Origin of the sequence: Paenibacillus sp. FSL F4-0122 (genome assembly GCF_038002845.1) — a bacterium.
In the GTDB taxonomy this organism is placed as follows: Bacteria; Bacillota; Bacilli; order Paenibacillales; family Paenibacillaceae; genus Paenibacillus_AQ; species Paenibacillus_AQ odorifer.
In genome coordinates this window covers 5554859-5576623 of record NZ_JBBODI010000001.1, presented here as the reverse complement: position 1 = coordinate 5576623, position 21765 = coordinate 5554859, and the positions used below count along the sequence as shown (strand labels likewise).

Genomic DNA, 21765 nt, shown 5'->3' with positions numbered 1-21765 from the left:
CTATAACTCTTTTGCCTCTTTATTCTTACCCATTCGTGACGTTTTTTTAAACACCAGGAAGCTAAGGGGCGGAAGAGTCAGCTCTATGCTGTTCACCTGATTGTGCCATTCCAGCTTAACGCTCTTTTGAGGGACATTGTGCAATCCGGAACCGCCGTACTCTACATTTTCGGAGCTAAAGAACTCTTCATATGTCCCAGCCCGTGGCACGCCTATACGATAATTGTGCCGTTCTACCGGTTGGAAATTGATGACAATAAGCAGCGTATCTCCTGGTTTCTTCCCTCGGCGTTTATACGAAATCACACTTTGATCATTGTCATCTGCATCAATCCACTGATAACCTTCTTGAGCATGATCCAGCTCCCACAGCGCTTTTTCGGAGCGGTACAGTTTATTAAGTGCAGCCGTGTAGGCAAGCATACGACGATGGCTCTCATAATCCAACAGCAGCCAGTCCAGCTGCTCCTGATCCTTCCATTCGATAAACTGACCGAACTCTCCACCCATAAACAGAAGCTTTTTACCGGGATGTGAGATCTGATATCCCAGCAGCTGTCTGAGCCCTGCAAACTTCTGTTCATAAGCACCCGGCATTTTGTCTAACAAAGACTTCTTGCCGTGGACAACCTCGTCATGCGATAGCGGCAATGCGTAATTTTCGGCATAAGCATAACATATTGGGAACGTAAGTAAATTATGATGATAAGGGCGCCCACCAAAATCATGTTCTATGTAGCCTAGCGTGTCATTCATCCAACCCATATTCCATTTGTAATTGAAGCCAAGGCCCCCTTCATGCACTGGTGCAGTAACCCCCGGCCAAGCACTGGACTCCTCAGCCATCATCAATGCCTTTGGGAAATAATGAAAGATAGCCTTGTTCAGATTCTGGATAAATTTGATAGCCTCCAGATTCTCCAATCCACCATTAACATTCCGCCGATATTGATGATCCCGCTTTTCGAAATCTAATCGAAGCATACTCGTAACCGCATCTACACGCATTCCGTCGATATGATAATACTCAAACCAAAACAGCGCATTAGAAATAAGAAAAGAAGAAATCTCCGGCTTACTGAAATCAAACGAAAGTGTCCCCCAGCCTGGTTTTTCAGCTAACATTGGATCGGCATATTCATAAAGTGGCGCTCCATCAAACATACGTAAACCGTGTGCGTCTTTGGCAAAGTGAGCTGGAACCCAATCTAAAATCACACCGATACCTGCCTGATGCAGCTGATCGATCAAATACATCAACTCATGGGGTTCGCCATAACGGCTGGTTGCCGCAAAATACCCCGTCCCTTGATAACCCCAGGATAGATCGTATGGATGTTCTGCCAGCGGCATAAATTCCACGTGTGTATAGTTCATCTCCACCAAATAAGGAATTAAGAGCTCGCTCATTTCCCGATAGGTGTAGAACTCTCCATCTTCTTTTTGACGCCAGGTACCGAAGTGCATTTCATAAATGTTCATTGGTTGTTGATAAGGCGCTTTGCTTTTCCGACGCCATGCTGCATCTCCCCAGCGGTAGCCATCCAGTTCTGCTACTACCGAAGCCGTTGCCGGTCGAACCTCGGCTTTGAAAGCAAAAGGATCCGCTTTTAGGAAACTTGATCCATCTGAGGCAAGAATCCTGTATTTGTAAAAAGTTCCCGGCTGTATTCCCGGAAAAAAACGACTCCAAAATCCTGAATCGGGTATCTTATATAACGAGTCCACGCCCTGTGTTCCGTCCCAATCATTATGATCACCAGCTAGTCCTACATATGTCGCATGAGGAGCCCACACGGTAAAGCGCACACCGGTAACGCCTTCTTCAGCGGCAGTGTGTGCACCCAGCATAGAATAGCTGCGATAATTGGTGCCCTCATGGAACAGATAGATATCAGCAGCTGACGGAAGGGTCTCGATTTTTGCTTTTTCAGCCAATTCTACACCACCTTTTTCAATGTGCTTGTACCTATTACCTTACCCGAATATTACCATTTTGAAAATGTTTTGATGTTAAAAGAAAAGATTTTCTGATAAAGAAATATTAATTGTAATTTTTCTGTTTACAAAGCAATATATTTCACCTATGTCGTTTCAAGCGCTTGTCGTAAGTTTATATTACAAGCATTGACAAAATAATGGGAGGGATAACAAATGAACAACAAAAAAGATTGTATCGCCATGTTATTGGCAGGAGGGGAAGGCCGCAGATTGGCTCCCTTGACTTCCAGTATGGCTAAGCCTGCAGTCCCTTTCGGTGGACAGTATAAAATTATTGATTTCCCGCTAAGTAACTGTGTAAATTCGAACATTGATACAGTAGGTGTTCTGACACAATACGAAGCTGACTCTTTGCATAATCATATCGGTGAAGGTGAGCCTTGGGGCTTAGTTAGTCAAAAGGATAAAGGTGTCACATTGCTTCCTTCAGGTGTTGAAGGCAGAGACAGTTATACAGGAACTGCTGATGCGATTTATAAAAACATTGACTTTATTGATAGCCGCAACCCAGAACATGTGCTCATTCTATCCGGTGATCATATTTACCATATGAATTACCGTAAGATGCTGAATTATCATATTGAAAAAGGAGCAAAAGCAACTATCTCCGTAATGGAGGTTCCTTGGGATGAGGCTAGTCGTTTTGGAGTAATGAACGTAAACGATGATCTGAAAATTTCCGAATTTGCGGAAAAACCTAAAGTACCAAAAAGTAATCTTGCTTCAATGGGTATCTACCTGTTCGAGTGGGCTTATCTGAAGGAGCACTTGTTGCGGGATGCAGCTAATCCTAATTCCAGCCATGACTTTGGTAAAGACGTTATTCCTACCATGCTGGATCAGAATGATGATTTATTCGCTTACCGTTTCAAGGGTTACTGGAGAGATGTAGGTACAGTCGGCAGTCTCTGGGAAGCACATATGGACCTTCTGCAAAAAGACAATGGCATGAAGTTAGACAAGACTCATTGGCCTATGTATAGTCGGGTTCGCCGGACTAAGCTTGCAGTTCATAAACCACGTGTACAGATCCCGTCAACGGACTCTCTCGTGAATGAATCCTGCTCCCAAGAAGGTAGTCTACAACGTTCTGTAGTCTTTAATGGGGTAGAAATCGGTAAGATGAGCCAGATCAAACAAAGTGTTATTATGCCTGGAGCTCGCATTGGACGTGGAGTATTGATTGAGAATGCCATTATTGGTGAAGGGGCAATCATTAAGGATGGCGCAGTCATCAAGGGAAGCATAAATAATATCGTTGTCGTTGGACCACATGAGACTGTGGCTGCCAAGCCGGCGGTCCGAAACCAACCTTCCCGTCTGTTTCAGGATGTGTATGAGAAGACAGGACGTTTGCGTGAAGTTCTTCCTTCATAACAACCATTATATAGAAAAATACTTTATATAAAAAGGGGCTGTTGTCCTGGTCGATCATGACCAGAGCAACAGCCCCTTCGGTTGTAAAGAATTAATGATCTTATGAATTACGGCTAGCCGTCCATTCTCTGTCTAATATGCTCATTTCCACACAATCTACATAATGCTCTCCGAATAAAGCGGACTCACGTTGAACACCCTCCCGCTTGAAGCCAACAGCTTCATAAGCTTTCAGGGCAGCTGTATTGAAATCGAAAGCGCCTAGAGACAGACGATGCAGGTCCAGACCTTCAAATCCAATTCGAAGCATTTCTTGTATCATCCGTTTACCAATGCCTCTACCTTGAAACTCAGGGTCCACTACTACCCTGCCGATACGTGCAGAACGATTAACCCGGTCAATGGCTGAAAAGCTAATATGGCCCACTACCTGCTGCGTAGCTTCCTGAATTGCACAGAAGATAAGGCGATCGGATAAGCCTGGATGATTAGCATCCGTTAAGTATTTAACAAGCTGCTCATCGTCTAAAGGATAAGTAAGCGAAGGTCCTGCCCACTGCTTCAGATACTCTGGAGAAACACTCCAGCGCTTTAAGTGTTCAAAATCAGATTCTGATATAAACCTGAGGATCAGACGGTCTGACTCAGCACTCTCCTCAGAATGTTCATATAAGTTCACTAAACGACCATTTCCCATATCGTTAGTGCCCATGTAGTGAAAACCCATGCTCTGATAATAACGATTGAGCTTAATGTTATGTGCCACAGTGTCAAACCTAAGACTCTTACAGCCTAGATCTTTGGCTAGAACTACTGCATATTTAAGCATTTGCTGTCCAAGTCCTCGGCCGCGGTGGGAGTCTTTCACAGCCAATCGGTGCAAATAAGCGTAGGACTCATCATTTTTACTGCCCCAGTACTGTGGATCACTGAATTGCAACGTGAACATGCCAACTACAGCCCCATCGTCAAGGGCTAAATAAACATGTCTGTCAGCGAAATATCCTGCAATATCGGTCTCATTAAATTGTCCGGGTGTCCATTGGTTAATCCCGTTACGCTCCATCCATCCTGCCGCTTCTTGCAACAGCCTCAAGATGTCGTTAACCCGATCAGGCTCTCCACGAACTATACGGATCGAATTCTTCGTTATCCCCATCTCAGGTCACGTCTCCCAATCATCTAATTCAGGAAAGGTAGCTGTAATTTGAGTTACCTCATCTGAGTTAACTTCCGGCTGTGGTTCAGTAAGAGGCAAGATGACGGTTACTTCCGTTCCCTTTCCAAGCTCACTTGCCATATCAAGTGTCCCATTATGAAGTTCTACAATCTGCTGTGAGATCGCTAACCCCAAGCCTGTTCCTCCATTAAGTGCATCCACTTGAAAGAAACGGTCCTTAACTCTGGAGATATGCGCTTCACTAATCCCTATCCCGCTGTCTCGTACCATAATCGCTGTTTCTGTAGCAGACAGCCTCTTTGCTGACAATTCAATACTGGAATCTTCATGTGAGAATTTCACTGCATTGTCTACCAAGTTCAAGAATACCTGTTTTAATCGATTGGCATCCCCTTTAACAAAGATCGCGTCTTCACATTCCAGCAGCAGATGAATTCGTTTCTTTTCCGCTTTAGCCCAAACATTCAGTATCGTCTCTTGTAGCAGTACCTTTACATCTACAACCCCAATCGACAGCTTCATTTGGTTCTGCTGCAGCTTAGAAAAGTCGAGAATTTCCTCCACCAGCCCAATCAGACGTTCACTTTCTTTGGAGATGATGCTGACTCCAAGTTTTGTCTCCTCCGGATCATACCCGCCGGAAACCAAGGTTTCGCTCCAGCCCTTGATACTTGTAAGAGGTGTCCGCAGCTCGTGAGAAATGGACGAGATAAAATCATCCTTAATCTGATTGCTGCGCACAATTTCCTGAGCCATATAATTCAGCGTTGAAGCCAAATCACCAATCTCAAATTTATAGTCTCCCTTAATCCGTACGTTGAATCTCCCCTTGGCCATCTGGGCTGAAACTGCCGTAATATTATTCAGCGGTTTCACAATCGAATTGGCCAGTCCGAAGCTAAAACCAACAACTACAGCCATAACAGCTGCAGCAATAGCAGTAGACAATAAGGTAAGATTAAGCAAATCATTATTGATTTCTTCTAGTGAAGTAATATACCTTAGGACATACTTATCCTGTCCATGAATCTGCAGCATTTTGGAAACCGCCATTACGCTCTCATTCGTGCCTGCCTGACGCCCTACCCAGCGCCCAACGCTGCCGCCAACGGCTTCTGGTACATCACTGGTCGTAATGGTCCGATCCGGCTGAAAGCCAGTGGAACTAGTGATGATATCCCCATTTAGCGATAAGATTTCCAGCTCCGTCTTACTCAATGAGAACCTCTCCAGTACTTCTTGTAGCAGATAGATGCTATTATCGCTTGGTATCATGTTTTTTTGAAAAAACGACTCTGAAACGGAAATGTGATTCTTAATCTTGCTGTATACACTGTCATAATAATATGTTCTGATGGCCAGCAGGAAGATAACTTCTACGAGGAGAAGCGCCAAAAAAACTACAAGAATGTAGTGCAGAACAATCTGTCTGCGCATCCCCTTCTTAATCATTGTCCTTGGCCTTTCCATCTATATCCGTGCCCCCATACAGTCTGCAAAAATTCCGGCTCCGAAGGATTGTTCTCAATCTTCTGGCGTAAGCGCCGGATATTTACATCTACAATTTTGGGATCACCCATATACTCCTTGCCCCACACATGATCCAACAGAAGATCGCGGCTAAGCGGAGTGTTTTCTTTTTCAAGAAAGAATTGAATCAGAGAGAACTCCGTAGGCGTCAGTTCAATGGCTACATTATCACGTTTGAATTGTTTGGTAATAAGATCCAAGCTGAAAGGCCCCGAATGAAAAGAAACCTTGGCCGACTGTTCACGATGCACATTTACTCGGCGCAGCAAAGATTGAATACGCGCAATTAGCTCTGTTGGGCTAAATGGCTTACTAACATGATCATCTGCACCTACGGACAAAGCGTAAACTTTATCCTGCTCCTGAACCTTGGCGGTAAGAAAAATAATTCCCAAGCGTTCATTAGTCTCCCTAATCCGTCTACAAACTTCAAATCCATCAATGCCGGGAACCATAACATCCAATAACGCAATATCAATATCAGGTATAGTGGTTAATTTATGCAATGCTTCATTCCCGTCAGCAGCCTCCAGCACTTCGAAACCATTACGCTTCAAATTAATGACTATGAAACTGCGAATGGACTCTTCATCTTCCAATATCAGAACTTTACTCATCTATTCCCTTCCTTTCAATAGGGGAGGCAATCTTATTGCTTCCTTCTTTAGTTGTACTTTGTTCTAGCTCACCACGGTAGCCGATGACTTTATCTAAATCCCGTCCAAGCAGCTCCCAGCCTTCATTCTTAGCCTTATCCCATTCCGAAGGAGAAAAGAAGGAAACCTCCGCAAAAGTCTCTCCGGTATCAGTCATGATGAACTTAAGGTTTTTATCCAGAACAGATTTCGTATCAATACTTACCTTTCCATGCAGCTCCGGATCAAAATTAATAGTAAAGCGATCCGATGGATCACGATATAGCTGGACTGCAAAGGTTAGGCCATCTTTTCCATCCCATTTATAATAGGAGGTGAAATAAGGAATATCTGCGGGGTCGAAATACTCCCATCCTTTTGGCGCTTCAAGCAATCCAACTTCAATAATGCCATCATGATCGATATCTTCGCTTGCAATCAGACGATCTTTGTAAGTCCTCGTATCACCTGGCAAAACCACACGCAGTTTGTTGTGCTCCATAAGAACAATTAAACTGTAGGCGGATTGGAAATCCACCGAAGCGTCCAATACGATTCCTTCTTTATCTTTGGCAATCTTTCCTGCGACAATATTGTAATAATTAAAAAAATACGGATCGATATCCTCGATCTTATCGAGCACCTTAAAGCCATCATTGTACTGATAGATCGAAATGGTTGCAAATTCATTTCTTTTAAAATAAACAACGGTGATGTCTTCAATTCCATCCTTGTTAAGATCATCAATCATATATTTGGTGTAAGGAAGTGAAAGCACTTCTTCCAATGATCCGCTGGAATAGCTATACACGACGAGGCCTTTTTCTTCCCCACGTGAATAACCTGTAATGATATTCAGCTTCCCGTCACCTGTCATATCTTTCAGATCGACGGACTCCAGCATAGTTCCATCCCCATCAAAAACAAGCTTTTTGACCCAGGCATCTCCTTGCTTCTCTAAGATCATCCCGTGAATCTCTACAGCTTCGCTTGGCGTTCTATAGAACACCAACGACTCCATAATTCCATCGTTATTGAGATCCTCTGTGAAAATTGAGCTCTCATCATTAACCGGACGGATCAACTCCGTACCCGCTGGAATATGTGAATTAATAGCAGCCATAAGTGTTGCTTTGTCAGCAGACAGCTGCGGAGCTTTCATCTTCGAAACGGGATCACTGATGAAAGTACAACCCGAAAGTACGGATAACGACAGTGTTGCAGCTGCCAGGCACCTAAGACTTTTTATACTCAACCTCATCACTCTTTTCCTTATCCGTGTCCGAACTTTACAAATTCGCGCGTTCCTGAGACGTTAATCTACGTCCCTTTATATCATGCTTAATTCGTCCATCTTCTAGTACCCATATACGTGAAGCGAAACGTTCAGCCAGTTCAATAGGCAGCACCGTCACTACGGTAAGCCCCGTCTCTTTACATAGTCTGCGCAAAGTTTCCAATACACTCTCTGCCGATTTGGGATCAAGACCCGTAACCGGTTCATCCGCTAGAATTACTTTGGCACCATGAGTTAATGCTCTAGCAATCGCTACACGCTGACGTTCACCACCGCTTAGCTGGCTAGTCTTCATCTTCGCTTTATCTAGAAGTCCAAGGGCATCTAATTCATCCATCGCACCCATATAATCATCTGAACGAACCATCCCTGTAACCATACGCCACATTGGCGTCTGTGCGGACTGGCCGATCAGCACGTTTTTCAGCGCTGTTCGGTTAGGATTGAGCTCAGCATTCTGCTCCAGGTAAGCCCACTCCCGGCGAATTTTTCTTTTTCCGGAAAAGGCACTCGCCATAATATCCGTACCGTCCACTCTAAAATTCCCTCTGTCCCACTTCTCTCGCAGCGCTAAACAGCGTAATAAAGTGGTCTTACCGCTCCCACTCGCTCCAAGTATGGCTACGAGCTCACCCGGCTCTAATTGAAATCCTATATCCTGCAGGACCGGATTTTTATCTTCCCCAACTGCCTTGGCTAAGTGTTCAACTGTGATCATAGTTCAGCCTCTCCCTGTCTTCATCTATAATCTATAGTGTACTCTGAATGTGAGTTCAATTTCCATGCGAGCACTCGTTCTTATCTTACCTCAATTTCTAGGTTGTGGCGAGAATAATAACCCAAGCAAGCCGAACACGATATATAAACCACCCATCAGGGCAAAAATACCGCCGCTTAAGCCCACTTGCAGCAACAAACCACCAATGCCGGGCCCAATAATACTGCCAATACTAAAATGGAAAGAAGCAACCACATTGGCAGCAGGCAGTAGATGTCGTGGCAAAATATCCGCGGCCAGACTTAGCCCTAATGAGAAAAAGGAGCCCACTAGTCCTCCTGCGATCATCAGAAGCACCATTGTCAACGTAAAATGGTCACCTGCCAGCGGCAACATAGTGAAGGCGATCCCGCCTCCGATCCCGGCAATAATCAGTACCCGCTTGCGGCCAAACTGGTCGCTCCACAGACCTAATGGAAACTGCAGAAGCAGTCCTCCGACCCCCGCAAAAGGCAATAACGCTGCAATTTGATCTGTGCTGTAACCGATACGCAGACCATATACCGGAAAGCTGCTATTTAAGCTGGCTTCCATAAAGCCATATAAAAGGGCTGGAATTAAAGCGAACCAGGCTAAGCTGTAACAACGACCGAAACGGCGAACCTGACTTTCACCACTCTCCGCTTTATCTGGCCGGGAATCCGGCAGAATTGTAGTCACAAGAATTAAGACTAACAAAAATAGAAATGCGAGAACAATAAAAGGCACTGCCTGTCCATAACGCAGCAGACTTATCCCAAGTGGACCCAAGCTGAAACCCAGACCATAGGACATGCCATATAGTGAAAGATTACGTCCGCGATGCTCGGCAGGTGTCATGAGCAGAACCCAAAGCTGGGCCCCGTAATTAATCGCAGCATCGCCCACACCCACAAGCAGACGCAATACAAACCATACCTTGATACCAGTAAAAAAAGGAAACATTAGCAAGCTTACTAAGACTAAACTAATCCCACCAGCTATCAATTTTTTAAATCCAACCGCTCCAAGAACACGTTCAGCAATCAAGGTCATCCCAAATGATCCTATGTATAGGGCAGCAGCATTCAGTCCGTTCAGTGACGAGGAGACTCCTTTTTGCTCCAAAAGAATGGATAGAATGGGCAGCAACAGCCCTTGGCTAAGCCCCGCGGCTATAGTAGCTGTAATAAGAATCATGAAAGTCATTTTGCTATTACTTCGTATAGATACTTTAAGCCGGTCTGACACGGATGATATCCCCCTATAATAAAAACAATGATGTAATGTAACGCCAATTGGCAAACACCGAACATTATAGTGGACAACCCTCTTCAAAACAAGAGATAATATGTAGAAGTTACGGATTTCTGGGGGTGCATGTTACATGGATTACGAATTAAAAATCGACGTATCGCCGGTTTATGAACTGCTGGACAGTTTTATGATATATGTAACCAGAAAATGGATCTCCAATTTAGACCTCGGTCCCCACTGGGTAAGTGATGTGGAAGATCGCATTACTCCTCATAAAGTAACAGCTCTCATGCAAGCTGCGGAGTGGCCATTTACGGATTATGATGTGTTATATGCTTGGGTTTACAGCCGAGGGCCCGCAACGTCAGTGCTGCATTTTCTGGATGATCTGGATTCAGCTTCTATAGAAGAGTGTTATCAGCAGATCGCACCGTTAATTCATGATTTCACCATAGATGAAGCTTCCCGGATCAAGAGCAGCTATAGTCCGCTTCTAAGACTCTGGTATGAGCAATATTTTCGTCATGTAGAACACAAGATTTTACCGTTATTAATTGAAGATGCCTCCGAGAAAAAAATGCTGGAAAGCAAAATGGACCCTATTTCTTTAATTGAATATGCATCCGGTGGTGTAGTTTTCGAGGATATACGGGATCTTAAGACTATAGTATTATTGCCTACCGTTCATAATCGACCAATTAACACCTACTGCTTCTACAAAACTATGGTGATTGTACAGTATCCTGTAGATGTGCCATTGGAAGATGAAAATGAGCCACCGATGGTGCTATTGCGCATGACCAAGGCGCTGTCAGATCCAACCAGACTCCGATTGCTTCGGTATGTCGCCCATGAACCCAAATCTCTATGGGAGATGCAGTCCGATCTAAATCAATCCAGAGAAATGCTTATGCATCACCTAATGATCCTACGCGTAGCCGGTTTACTCCGTATCCATCTTCGCGGGGAACAAGACGAGCGCTTCAGTATCCGTCCAGACGGCGCTTCTGAGCTTCAAATGTTTCTAGAATCTTATATTCACCTATAGAACACTATACAGATACAGATCCAAGGAGTGAGAGATATGAAATACACAACTCAACAGGTAATTTTCGATCTAGATGATACGCTGGTTCACTGCAACAAATATTTCGATTTAATTTTAGGGCAATATTTCGAGCTCATGACTGATTGGTTTAATGAATTTGGCCCAAGCACCAGTGAATTACGCAGCAAGCAAATAGAAATTGATGTTGATACCGTCAACACAAGTGGCCTGGCCAGCGACAACTTCCCTAAATCCTTAATCGCCACCTACCGTTATTTCTGCGCCAAATATAACCGTCCGACAGATCGCTTTCAAGAGCAGCAATTACACAAGCTCGGTCTAAGCGTCTATGACCAAGAAATTGAAGCTTACCCTGGCATGGTTGAAACACTCGATACGCTGAAGCAAGAGGGTCACCATTTATTCTTGTATACTGGCGGGGACGACACCATTCAGCAACGTAAAATTGAACAAATGAAGCTGGATGCTTATTTTGACGATCGTATCTATATTCGGAAGCATAAAAATGTTGAGGCACTTGAAAATATTTTGGCTACCCAAAGCTTTGACCGCAAACGTACCTGGATGATTGGCAACTCGTTACGTACAGATGTACTTCCCGCAGTTACCGCAGGCATTAACAGTATCTACCTGAAGCAACAAAATGAATGGAGCTATAACCTTATCGAACTGGAGCAAGAGATGCAGCAAGCCGTGATGACTATTTCGTCCATCCACGAGGTGCCTCCTGTCATTCGCTCAGCCGCTAAATTCAAAAACTAATAATCTAGCTACAACGTTACGTAGCATTGTTACAAATGACATATCTACACTACCTACTGGATGATTATACTATTTTTATAGTATTCCTATATTGTCTAGGAGGTGAGATATGAATAAGAAAGTGTCAGCTAAACAATCTCAGACCAAAAGACCTTTGCTTCCCATGATATTAGGTGTCGTTGTTGTGATCCTTCTCGCTGTAATTGTTTTCATCTTAAGCAATAAGACTGATGATACAGCAGATCTACCCAACTACACCGACGTAAAGGGAAGCATTGTCGTTGATGGGCTGAAATATGAGAAGCAACCTCATCTTGGAAGTCCTGATGCCAAAGTTAAAGTTATCGAATTCGCAGATTTCAAATGTCCCGCCTGCAAAATGTGGACTGAAAAGTATCTGGATACTTTTATTAAAGACTACGTGGATACCGGAAAAGTGGAACTTTTCTTCATGAACTTTGCATTTTTGGACCGGGACTCTTATCTTGCTGCTAGCGCCGGCGAAGCCATCTACAAGCAAAGTAACGAGAAGTTCTGGGAATACCTTCATAAGCTGTACGCTAATCAAGGCGATGAGAGCGAAATTTGGGCCACTCAAAAATTCATTCTGAAATTTGTTAAGAATAACATCGAGGGCATTGATTACGCTCAATTTGAAACAGATCTCAAGAATCATACCTATATGTTCGATGTAAAAGAAGACTTTAAGATCGCTGGTTCCTACGGAGTGAACGGCACTCCTAAATTTATGGTAAATGGAGTGCTGCTTCAGGATTCTTCCTATGAAGGGTTAGCAGCAGCGATTGACAAGCAGTAAGTAGTCTTTAAACTATGCCCTATAAGCTGTTCACTTTGAAAAAAGTGACTTCTTACAGGGCTTTTTTGTGTCTATGAATTAAAAAAGATGACTTCTGTGATATACAGAAGTCATCTGCTGATAACTTAATTAAGCCACTGCTTATTCTACCAAATGACACACGGCGCTATGGCCTTCTGACACGATTTTCCGTTCAGGCTTGACAGCCATACATACATCCGAGGCAAAAGAACACCGCGGATGAAAAGTGCAGCCACTTGGTGGATTGAGCGGTGATGGCACCTCGCCTTGAATCGACACCATCTGCTGCTTCTGCTCCACACTATCCGGAATCTTCAAAATCGAATTTAGCAAAACCTGCGTGTAAGGATGCGTAGGTTTCTTGAACAATTCATCCGCCGGAGCCTGCTCAACCACCTCTCCTAAATAAAGAACCGCGATATCATCACTCAAATACTCCACTACTGCCAAATTATGCGAAATAAAGATATAAGTCAGGTTAAATTCCTTCTGCAAATCCTTTAGTAGTTGAATGACTTGAACCTGAATAGATACATCCAATGCGGACACCGGTTCATCACAAATAAGCAATTTGGGATTCAGTGACAACGCTCTGGCAATTCCAACCCGCTGCAACTGTCCACCTGACAGTTCATGCGGATAAGCGTATTGGACTTCAGAAGGCAAACCGACCCGCTCAAGAAGTTCGAGCACACGCTCATGCCGGCTTACTTTAGTTCCAATTTTGTGGATAGCCATTGCATCTTCAATAGCGTCTCCTACCGTCATTCTCGGGCTAAGGCTCGCCTTGGGATCCTGGAAAATAATTTGCATATCACGGCGCATCGCCCGCAGCTTCTCTTTATTTGCCTTTGATAGTTCAACGTCCTCAAAAAATATTTTTCCTTTGTCAGATTCGAGTAGACGCAAAACCATTCTCCCCAAGGTTGATTTTCCTGAGCCACTTTCCCCAACAAGCCCCAATGTTTTCCCTGCTTCCAGAGTAAAAGAAACATTCTCGATGGCATGCAGCTTTTTTCCTTGTACCCGAAAAGTTTTCGAGACATTCTCTACGCGCAAGAGCGGATTATTGGGCATAGGAAGCGACCTCCTCAGCATGATGGCAGGCGATCTGATGATCGGTGCTAAAATCTCGAAGCTTGGGAACCTCATTCTGACACCGCTCAGTTGTATAGAAGCAACGATCGGCAAATGGGCAGCCGGTCAATGTCTGTGTAAGTGTCTTTGCCGTCTTTGGAATAGGCATTATTTCTTTTCCCTTGTGGCCCACTTCGATAATGGAGCGTTTCAATCCAAGTGAATAGGGATGCGCCGCCTCACTTATGAACTTGTCCGTAGTGGCTTTCTCCATGATTTGGCCCCCGTACATCACGATGATTTTGTCACAAAAGTTGGTCGCAAGGCCAAAATCATGCGTTACCATCACTACGCTCATCCCATGTTTTCTGCGCAATTCCTGCAATAGTGCAAGAATCTGCATCTGCACAGTGACATCAAGCGCGGTTGTTGGCTCATCGGCAATCAATAATTGCGGTTCACATGCCAAAGCAATAGCAATCATGATACGTTGGCGCATACCCCCGGAAAATTCGTGAGGATAACTTTTAAACCGTGATTTGGGATCCGGAATCCCCATTTCATGCAAGAGCTGAATGGTTCGGTCAAAAGCTTCCTTCCGGTTTGCATATTGATGCGTCAGCATGGCTTCCATTATTTGATCCCCGATACGCATGATCGGGTTCAAGCTGGTCATCGGATCTTGAAAAACAACGCCGATGTCACGTCCACGAATATCTTCTAATTGTTTGGGACGCATTTTAAGTAAGTCCTTACCATTAAACTGAGCTGTCCCCGATGTTATTTTTCCATTTTCGCGAATGAGCCCAATTGATGACATCAATGTAACGGACTTGCCGGAGCCACTTTCACCAACAATCCCCAAGGATTCATTTTCATTGATTGAAAAACTAACGCCGTTTACGGCATAAACTTCATCTTCACTGCGGGAGAACTTCACATGAAGGTCATCAATAGAAAGTAGCGGTTCACCCATATTAATTGCCTCCTTTCGGACTGAATGCTTCCTGGAGACCGTCTGCTACAAACAGAAACGAAAGCAAGGTTATTGCAAAGATACCTGCCGGAAAATACAGCAGCCACGGAAAGCCGAGAATATTCTCACTGGCTTGAGCAATCATACTCCCAAATGAAGGGATTGGCGGCCGAAGCCCCATGCCAAAAATACTTAAGCCTGCAATCTGGATGAGATCACCGGGAATCCCGAAGGCAAGAGAGACACCCATACTGCCGATAACATTCGGCAACATATACCTTCTAGCAATATGCGCCTGAGATGCGCCTAACGCTCTTGCCGCTTCCACCATCTCCCCGTCCCGCATACTCAGGACCAGACTTCGGATCAAGCGCGCATACCCCGCCCAGCCCGGAATCCCAATCGCTAGAATCAAAGATAAATACCCACGTCCCAGCATAATGACTAATATCAAGGCGAACAAAAATCCCGGCAAGGTCATCATGAAATCCACAGCACGCATAATAATCATATCGGCAATTCCGCCGCGCAATCCGGCCCATAAGCCCAATATGATCCCGATGATGAAGCTGACCAAAGTCGCGCCAAAGGCAATAATCAAAGCGCTTCGAACACTGAACAAAATCTGGCTGAACATGTCATGCCCCACATTATCCGTGCCAAAAATATGCTGCCATGTCGGCCCTTGATTGATGGCCAAAAAATCTCCCGTGCGATAATCATACGGAGCCACCCAAGGTCCGATAATCCCCGCGATCAAAAAAAGGACAACCCAGACCAAACCAATAACGGCAAGACGATGTCTTTTAAATCGCTTCCAACCTTGATAAAACTGGGATCTCTGAAGATTCTTTTTTCTCTTCAAAGCTACATCCGATTGAGTTGCTGCAACTGTGCCAGCCAATTGCTCCCCCTCCTAGGTTCGTATAGTCTGTGCCGCTTATAATCTGACACGCGGATCAATAAAGGCATAAATAATGTCAACAAGTAAATTCATAATCATAATCATGGATCCCAGCAGAAATACAGATGTGATGGCGAGCGGATAGTCGAAACTGGTAAATGCCGTCTGCATCACCTGACCAAGCGCTGGAATGGCGAAAATTTGCTCCACCCAGATCGTGCCCATCACTGTAAAAGCAAATTGAGGTCCGATGACGGTTATCATCGCTGTCAGCGAATTTTTGACACCATGCTTAAAAATCATCGGCCAATATTTGACGCCCTTAGCTTTTGCGGTCCGCATAAAATCCGACCTCATGGTTTCGATCAGACTGCCCCGCATATATCTGGCCACAACACCGACATTTGCCGCAGATAAACAAATAATCGGCAAAATTGCTTGCCTCCAGTGACCCCATCCCGTTACAGGCAGAATCCCTTGAAACACAACACCAAATAACAAAACCATAATCACCGCGAGAACAAATGCCGGAATGGCCTGACCCGTCAATGAGATGGTGCTTACAACATAATCGATCCAAGTGTTACGTTTGAGTGCTGCAATAATGCCAAGCGGAACCCCGATAATTACCGAAAGAACAACAGAACCAAATGCCAAAAGTGTACTGATCGGCAAAGCCTGCTTCAGTTGAGTCGCAATTTGCAAAGACGGATTCTGCATCGAATTACCGAAATCGAAGGTTAATTGATGCCATATATACTTCATGATTTGCTGCCACAGCGGTAAATTTAAACCATACCGGCTTTGAAATTGGTCCATGACTTGCTGATAGAGAACAGGGTTTTGCCCTTGCAGCGGAGCCAGTGCCGTAGCCATGGTATTCGTATTCATGAAACCGCCAGGTGAATAATACATCATGGTATAGCTGACTGAAATGACCAAAATTAAAGTGATAATGATTTGTAAAATGCGCTTTGAAATAAATTTCAATATGGTCAAATCCGACCCTCCTTTACCGATTCACGGGCACCATAATTGGCGCCCGCGATTGGTAATTATTCAACCCATTTAGGATTATTCTACAGATAAAAGATGCAGCCCATAGAAGTTGCCCCATGCCCAAGGATTTGATTGCACTCCTGTAATGCCGGGTTTTACCAAGAAGTATTGCTGTTGATAATACAACGGAATAGCATAAGCTTCTTCTAGCAGGTTATTAACTACCTTAGCCGCGATAGGAGCAGCGTCTTCGACGGTCAGCGCATTTACGAATTGCGCTTGCCACATTCTCAAATCTCTTAAGGTATCGGATTGATAACCGTTGTAGTATACCTGTACATCAAGTGCATTTTGATTCAACTTGCCACCTGGCGCGTTTGGTGCTACGAAGGTCCAAGCGGTTACAAAGGCGGCATGTTTTTCATCGTTATTTTTAGCATTTTTCCAAAGATCTACAATCTGTTGCCATTGTTCAGCGGCCGTTGGAAGCCCCGGTTGTTTCAGATAAGGCTGCCAATCCGCCGGTTGCTCTGCTGTCCATTTATCCAAAAAGGCGATATCCTCTTTGGCAGCTTTTTCTAATGCTGCCCAGTCGCTCCATTCCACACCGGCGTTCTTATTGTCCGGATCTCCATATTTTTTAATGGCCGGTTTATAATAAGTTTCCTTGGTCCAATCCACGAATTGTTTCGTAGCTTCTAATGGAGCATCCAGCGTTCCTATGGAATATAGTTGCTGCGTTGCACCCATGTCCAAACTTCCTGGTTCACTCCAGTTTGTTGCGCCCGACGCCAGAATAAAGCCCGGTTTTGCATCGCCCTGAGGTCCGCTGTACTGATAAGCGTTAAACTGCGCCTCATTGAGCTGAACTAGCTCTGTTTTGATACCAAGATTTTGTTGCAGTAATTGACCTAACGCCAAAGCGATTTGCTCACCCTGAGCATCTACTTGCTTGACCCCAACATACAGCGATAAGGTTGGCAGACCTTTACCGCCTTCATAACCGGCATCCTTCAATAATTGTTTGGCTGCCTCGAGATCTTCCGGAAGTCCTTGCTCCAGTTTTTCCGTTGGCCAACCTGGTGAAGCAAAGATATTGGTCGCCCCGCCCATGCCGTTCAGCACCGATTCTACGATCGGTTTACGTTGGATCGCTTTGGCGATAGCCTGGCGCACCTCTTTTTTGTCATATGGAGATTCCGTTGTCGGGTTGCTCCAGAGCAAATATTTGATCGCATAAGTCGCTGCAGTATACAACTGGGACTTTAGCTCATCCGTTTTCTTCACGTATTGTAAATCAGACGCGCTTTGGATTAGAACAACATCCGCATGGCCGGACATATAATCCTCCACCGGCACGGTTGTTGCCGGAAGAACATGGATGGTCTCTACATTGCCGTGATTAAGCTGGCCAGCTGCACCTACATAATTCGGATTGCTCACCATGACGAGTTCACCGTTTGGTGTAAAAGATTTAACCATGTAAGGGCCATTGCTCACAAAATTCCCCGGTTCAAACCACTTACCAGGGTTCGCTTCGACCGCTTTAGGATTCATAGGCATCGACCCGGAAAGAACCATATCACCCAGAATCGCGTGAGGCAGCGTGGTCGTAATTTCCAGAGTGTAATCATCAACTACTTTTAGACCAACTTCTTCTTTACTTACAGATCCGGCATGGTATGCATATCCGTTCTTCACAAAATTAAGCACGCTTAGCCAAAGTTGTGCGGTTGTGTTAGCTGGATCCAATTGATACATATAAGAAAAATAAAAATCATGGGCGGTCACAGGATCGCCGTTAGACCATTTGGCATCTTTACGGAGGGTAAATGTCCAAGTTTTTTTGTCGTCGGAGACGGTATAACCTGTCGCAATTTTCGGAACGATTTCATTATCCTGATTGTAGCCATAAAGCCCTTCGAGCAAAGTTCCTTGCCCTACCAGAATTTGTCCTTGCCATTGTGTAGGATCAAGCGTCGGGATCTTTGGATTGAAAACGGTTACCGAACTTCCTGCCTTAATTTCAAGATCAGCAGCACCTTCATTCTTAACTGCCGTTTGACCCACATCACTGGTTGCTTTTACCGAAGTATTGCTATTGCCTGCAGCATTTTTACCGTTCTCATTGGCACTATTAGAGGAATTACTGCAAGCAGTCACAGATAACAAAGAAAATGACAGAAGTAGAGCTAAGAACGCGTTCTTTTTTTTCATCCTCAAGTGAACCCCCTCGTACATAGTCATGAATCTAAAAAATAACATTTTATTTCTTGTTATCTATGATGTTATCCTTCACCTTCTCATGTTTTGCCCCCCTAAATTTAAACTCAGATGTTTTTTTGTGAACTTTCGAATGTCTTCTTTTGAATTTCACCTAGAAAACTAAGAGTAATCGCTTACATTCTAAAATTTTCCACAAAGATTGTCAAGAAAAAATGTTACGTTAGTTAGCATAACTCGTTATAATTAATATAACTTATTTGTTGAATATGAATTTTTCGTTAATATTTTATTAGCTTTTTTAGTGTTATTTCGTAAATAACACTAACTTATTGACGATTTTTAGCTTTTTTCTTGTAATGCTGTTATAAACGCTATAGAAGAACAAGTTCTATGAGTTCCATAGAACATAATAAAAAGAGTGTATCCCAGCAGTCATTTTATGACCTTTGGGATACACTCTGAACCATTGAGATATGGGAATCGGAATAAAATACTGCTATCGATACAAATATCAGAATAGGTGGACTCCGCCTCTACCGGAAATTATCTACACACTCATGTAGAAAGGCGTCTAGTGTGCGTGGATCTCTGCCAAGTAAACGCTTCACAGTGTCATTTGGACTTTCTGGCACCATCCTAGACATGGTTTGAATTTCCACAACGTGGTTCGCGAGCCAAGGAGGCAGATTCCCATGCTCAATAAGATTACGGAGTAGTACTTGAGGTTCCATGTTGATGTAACTTATCGGCCGATTAAGCAGGGCAGATAGTCGACTCGCGATCTGGGGATAACTGAAAATCTCCGAACCAGTAAGCGTATATATATGGCCTGATACCTTGTCGTTGGTCAGAACTTCTGCGGCAACGTCTGCAATATCGCGACAGTCAATAAAGTTACACGGTGAAACACCCATAGAGCCGAAGAAAACATTTTGGGTTGTGATTGTTGGTGCAAAGCGCATTAAATTTTGCATGAACGCATAAGGGCGCAATACGGTATGGGTGATATCCGATTCCCTCAACGTGTTCTCAATTTCTTGATGCCAGCCCGCCACTGCCACTGGAGAGCTCTGCTCAAAGGCTGGACTGGATATTTTTACGATGTGTTTGATTCCAGATTCGGTGGCAATCTGAATGATTGAGGTTTCCAATTCGATTTGTCTTGGACTGTTGGACATGGCAAGGAAGAGCTGACTAGCACCTGTAAACACGCGTCGCAGCGATTCAGGATCGGAAGCATCTACCCTTGCGACCTCAGTAGTCAATCGGCCTTTTTCTCCGATTTGATCACGCAACTTCTCTGGCTCTCTGCTCAGCGCCCTGACAGGTACGCCAAGATCAACCAAACGTTCCAAAAGCACACTTCCAATCGTACCTGTTGCTCCGATAATAACTATCATTTTTATCTTCTCCTTTTGGATGAAAAATTAGTTGTGAAGGCAAGTCGCCACCGCCATGTCACTATCGTGCTCGCTATGAATCCAGACAATGGGAAATCGATCCAGACACGATTTACCCAGGCCAAGTGATTACTCGGAATCATAATTTCTACTACAACAGATGTCACCCATGCAGCGTATAGCCCAAATGAGGACCCGGCCATTGCGAATACCCCTACCACAACCAAGTGAGGTGCACCGATGACCCATCGCAAACGGCCCACTCGGCTGTGCAACAAAAGTCCAATCATCAAGGCCATCAAGGCCGATGCACCGCCAATAGTAGTCAATGCCGCTATTTGAAGCCCCCTATCTACAGTAACCAATCCCCCGATACCTGCCATAATGGCAGGAGCAGCATAGGCCATTACAACTTCACGCCATAGTACAAAAGTCTTTTTCTTGGAACCAACAGCCTTGATGCTGTAAACATCATCTGTCTGATTCGGGTATTTCATCTGGTTCATTTAGTTGCTCCCTTCTTCTTTGAAATAGTTCAACGATTGATTTCAGTAAATTATAATTAGGCACCTAACTATATAAGAGTAAAAAAAGGCTAGCTTCACTAGCCCAATTCTACTCATTACTGATGTTTCCCTTTGGTTTCGAGCCTAATTCGCCCGTAAGTGCTGAAATGCCCTGTGTAACTCGACCTAGCAAGTCGAGAAATACGCTGCGTTCTTCGATGTTGAGCAACCCCACCATCGCTTCCAACCGAGCGAAATGCTCAGGAGCCATTTCACGGAGCTTCTTCGCTCCTTCTTCCGTTAAAACGACTGATTTCTGACGGCCATCGTCTGAGCTTAATCGCCGAGATACTAGCCCATCTCGTTCAAGAATGTCGATAAGACCAGTCACTGTAGCACGTGTAACGCCTAGATGCTCCGCTAATTGCGAAGGCAACTCTTCTCCTTCGTTATCTTCAAGATCTGCCAATAAACGATAACGCCCTGTTGATAAACCGAATCTAGAGAAATGAATCTCAGAGGCGTGTCCAAGCATGGCTCCCGCTGCCATTAGCCTAGACGCGACGAGTATAGCCTGTGCGTCTATGTCTAGGTTATAACGATCAATCTGACGCTTGGATTGTACAAGCGAGGGAATAGCCTCAATGTCGTTTATTTTTTTATTATTGTTGTTCATATATGTAGTATGGTCCCTAACTACTTTTGTGTCAACTCATTTTTTTATAACTCGTCAACCCTGGAGTTATACAGTTGGATTTGGTTGTAACTCTATATTTCTCCCAAAGCTCGATCAATCGACCTTCAAGCTCTTCAATTCAAGAGGTCCTTTGCAACAAAATCTGTTGATGCTAGCTCATACCATGTGTGACGATAATTTTCCAGAGACTGCTTACTCCATCCTGTCTCTACGAGAATTCTTTTGGCACCTACAGCTGCAGCTGCAAGCATATCTGTTGAACCTACATCACCAAAACGCGCCGTCGTATAGTGAATAT

The 21765-nt window shown here is 44.3% G+C and carries 20 protein-coding genes; 4 read left to right on the top strand and 16 right to left on the bottom strand.

Translation table 11 applies throughout. The annotated features are described in order from the left end of the window. Entirely contained in the window at positions 1 to 1938 is a 1938-nt protein-coding gene (glgB, locus tag MHH49_RS24325) for a 1,4-alpha-glucan branching protein GlgB (RefSeq protein WP_341138557.1), read from the bottom strand. 216 nt (positions 1939 to 2154) lie between these two features. Between glgB and MHH49_RS24320 the strand changes: the two genes are divergently transcribed. Then, positions 2155 to 3378 carry a glucose-1-phosphate adenylyltransferase gene (locus MHH49_RS24320; protein ID WP_036687640.1) on the top strand — a complete coding sequence of 408 codons (1224 nt, stop codon included), beginning with the start codon at positions 2155 to 2157 and terminating at the stop codon, positions 3376 to 3378. Positions 3379 to 3478: 100 nt separating this feature from the next. Here MHH49_RS24320 and MHH49_RS24315 read toward each other — a convergent pair whose 3' ends face one another. The 6 genes from MHH49_RS24315 to MHH49_RS24290 form a co-directional block, all read right to left on the bottom strand. Then, positions 3479 to 4537 carry a GNAT family N-acetyltransferase gene (locus MHH49_RS24315; RefSeq protein WP_341138556.1) on the bottom strand — a complete coding sequence of 353 codons (1059 nt, stop codon included), beginning with the start codon at positions 4535 to 4537 and terminating at the stop codon, positions 3479 to 3481. A gap of 6 nt (positions 4538 to 4543) precedes the next feature. Further along, the gene (locus tag MHH49_RS24310; protein WP_051491526.1) at positions 4544 to 6010 is read right to left on the bottom strand and encodes a HAMP domain-containing sensor histidine kinase; all 1467 of its coding nucleotides are present in this window, start codon (positions 6008 to 6010) and stop codon (positions 4544 to 4546) included. Then, positions 6007 to 6705 carry a response regulator transcription factor gene (locus tag MHH49_RS24305; protein WP_036687642.1) on the bottom strand — a complete coding sequence of 233 codons (699 nt, stop codon included), beginning with the start codon at positions 6703 to 6705 and terminating at the stop codon, positions 6007 to 6009. Before MHH49_RS24305 ends, MHH49_RS24310 begins: the two co-directional genes overlap by 4 nt. Then, a complete protein-coding gene (locus MHH49_RS24300) occupies positions 6698 to 7978 on the bottom strand; it encodes a hypothetical protein (RefSeq protein WP_232061383.1) in 1281 nt (426 codons plus the stop codon). The genes MHH49_RS24305 and MHH49_RS24300 overlap by 8 nt, the downstream gene beginning before the upstream one ends. A gap of 34 nt (positions 7979 to 8012) precedes the next feature. Beyond that, complete coding sequence (locus tag MHH49_RS24295; RefSeq protein WP_036687647.1) at positions 8013 to 8738, bottom strand: phosphonate ABC transporter ATP-binding protein; 726 nt, start codon at positions 8736 to 8738, stop codon at positions 8013 to 8015. Positions 8739 to 8828: 90 nt separating this feature from the next. After that, positions 8829 to 9965, bottom strand: coding sequence for an MFS transporter (locus MHH49_RS24290; RefSeq protein ID WP_370510531.1), 1137 nt, complete (start codon positions 9963 to 9965; stop codon positions 8829 to 8831). Positions 9966 to 10143: 178 nt separating this feature from the next. Here MHH49_RS24290 and MHH49_RS24285 point away from each other — a divergent pair, with 178 nt between their 5' ends. The 3 genes from MHH49_RS24285 (at position 10144) to MHH49_RS24275 (ending at position 12661) form a co-directional block, all read left to right on the top strand. Next, a complete protein-coding gene (locus MHH49_RS24285; RefSeq protein WP_036687649.1) occupies positions 10144 to 11061 on the top strand; it encodes an ArsR/SmtB family transcription factor in 918 nt (305 codons plus the stop codon). Between the two features lie 36 nt (positions 11062 to 11097). Then, entirely contained in the window at positions 11098 to 11844 is a 747-nt protein-coding gene (locus tag MHH49_RS24280) for an HAD family hydrolase (RefSeq protein WP_076098782.1), read from the top strand. A gap of 109 nt (positions 11845 to 11953) precedes the next feature. After that, positions 11954 to 12661 carry a DsbA family protein gene (locus MHH49_RS24275; protein WP_036687653.1) on the top strand — a complete coding sequence of 236 codons (708 nt, stop codon included), beginning with the start codon at positions 11954 to 11956 and terminating at the stop codon, positions 12659 to 12661. Positions 12662 to 12802: 141 nt separating this feature from the next. Here the strand turns inward: MHH49_RS24275 and MHH49_RS24270 are convergent, their stop codons facing one another. The 9 genes from MHH49_RS24270 to MHH49_RS24230 all read right to left on the bottom strand — a co-directional run bounded on the left by MHH49_RS24270 (position 12803) and on the right by MHH49_RS24230 (position 21763). After that, entirely contained in the window at positions 12803 to 13759 is a 957-nt protein-coding gene (locus MHH49_RS24270) for an ABC transporter ATP-binding protein (RefSeq protein WP_076098781.1), read from the bottom strand. Beyond that, positions 13749 to 14735 (bottom strand): ABC transporter ATP-binding protein, encoded by a 987-nt coding sequence (locus MHH49_RS24265; protein ID WP_036687658.1) that lies wholly within the window; start codon positions 14733 to 14735, stop codon positions 13749 to 13751. Before MHH49_RS24265 ends, MHH49_RS24270 begins: the two co-directional genes overlap by 11 nt. A 1-nt stretch (position 14736) precedes the next feature. After that, positions 14737 to 15639 carry an ABC transporter permease gene (locus tag MHH49_RS24260; protein ID WP_080742512.1) on the bottom strand — a complete coding sequence of 301 codons (903 nt, stop codon included), beginning with the start codon at positions 15637 to 15639 and terminating at the stop codon, positions 14737 to 14739. 36 nt (positions 15640 to 15675) lie between these two features. Continuing rightward, positions 15676 to 16638 (bottom strand): ABC transporter permease, encoded by a 963-nt coding sequence (locus MHH49_RS24255; RefSeq protein ID WP_036687660.1) that lies wholly within the window; start codon positions 16636 to 16638, stop codon positions 15676 to 15678. A gap of 75 nt (positions 16639 to 16713) precedes the next feature. Further along, positions 16714 to 18855, bottom strand: coding sequence for a peptide ABC transporter substrate-binding protein (locus MHH49_RS24250; protein WP_052097081.1), 2142 nt, complete (start codon positions 18853 to 18855; stop codon positions 16714 to 16716). Positions 18856 to 19397: 542 nt separating this feature from the next. After that, positions 19398 to 20264 (bottom strand): SDR family oxidoreductase, encoded by an 867-nt coding sequence (locus tag MHH49_RS24245; protein WP_341031491.1) that lies wholly within the window; start codon positions 20262 to 20264, stop codon positions 19398 to 19400. 2 nt (positions 20265 to 20266) lie between these two features. Next, entirely contained in the window at positions 20267 to 20770 is a 504-nt protein-coding gene (locus MHH49_RS24240; protein WP_172628827.1) for a hypothetical protein, read from the bottom strand. A gap of 109 nt (positions 20771 to 20879) precedes the next feature. Then, positions 20880 to 21446 (bottom strand): MarR family winged helix-turn-helix transcriptional regulator, encoded by a 567-nt coding sequence (locus MHH49_RS24235; RefSeq protein ID WP_036687664.1) that lies wholly within the window; start codon positions 21444 to 21446, stop codon positions 20880 to 20882. A 134-nt stretch (positions 21447 to 21580) separates the two neighbouring features. After that, positions 21581 to 21763, bottom strand: a complete 183-nt coding sequence (locus MHH49_RS24230) for an HAD hydrolase-like protein (RefSeq protein ID WP_256715430.1) — start codon at positions 21761 to 21763, stop codon at positions 21581 to 21583. Positions 21764 to 21765 lie beyond the last annotated feature (2 nt).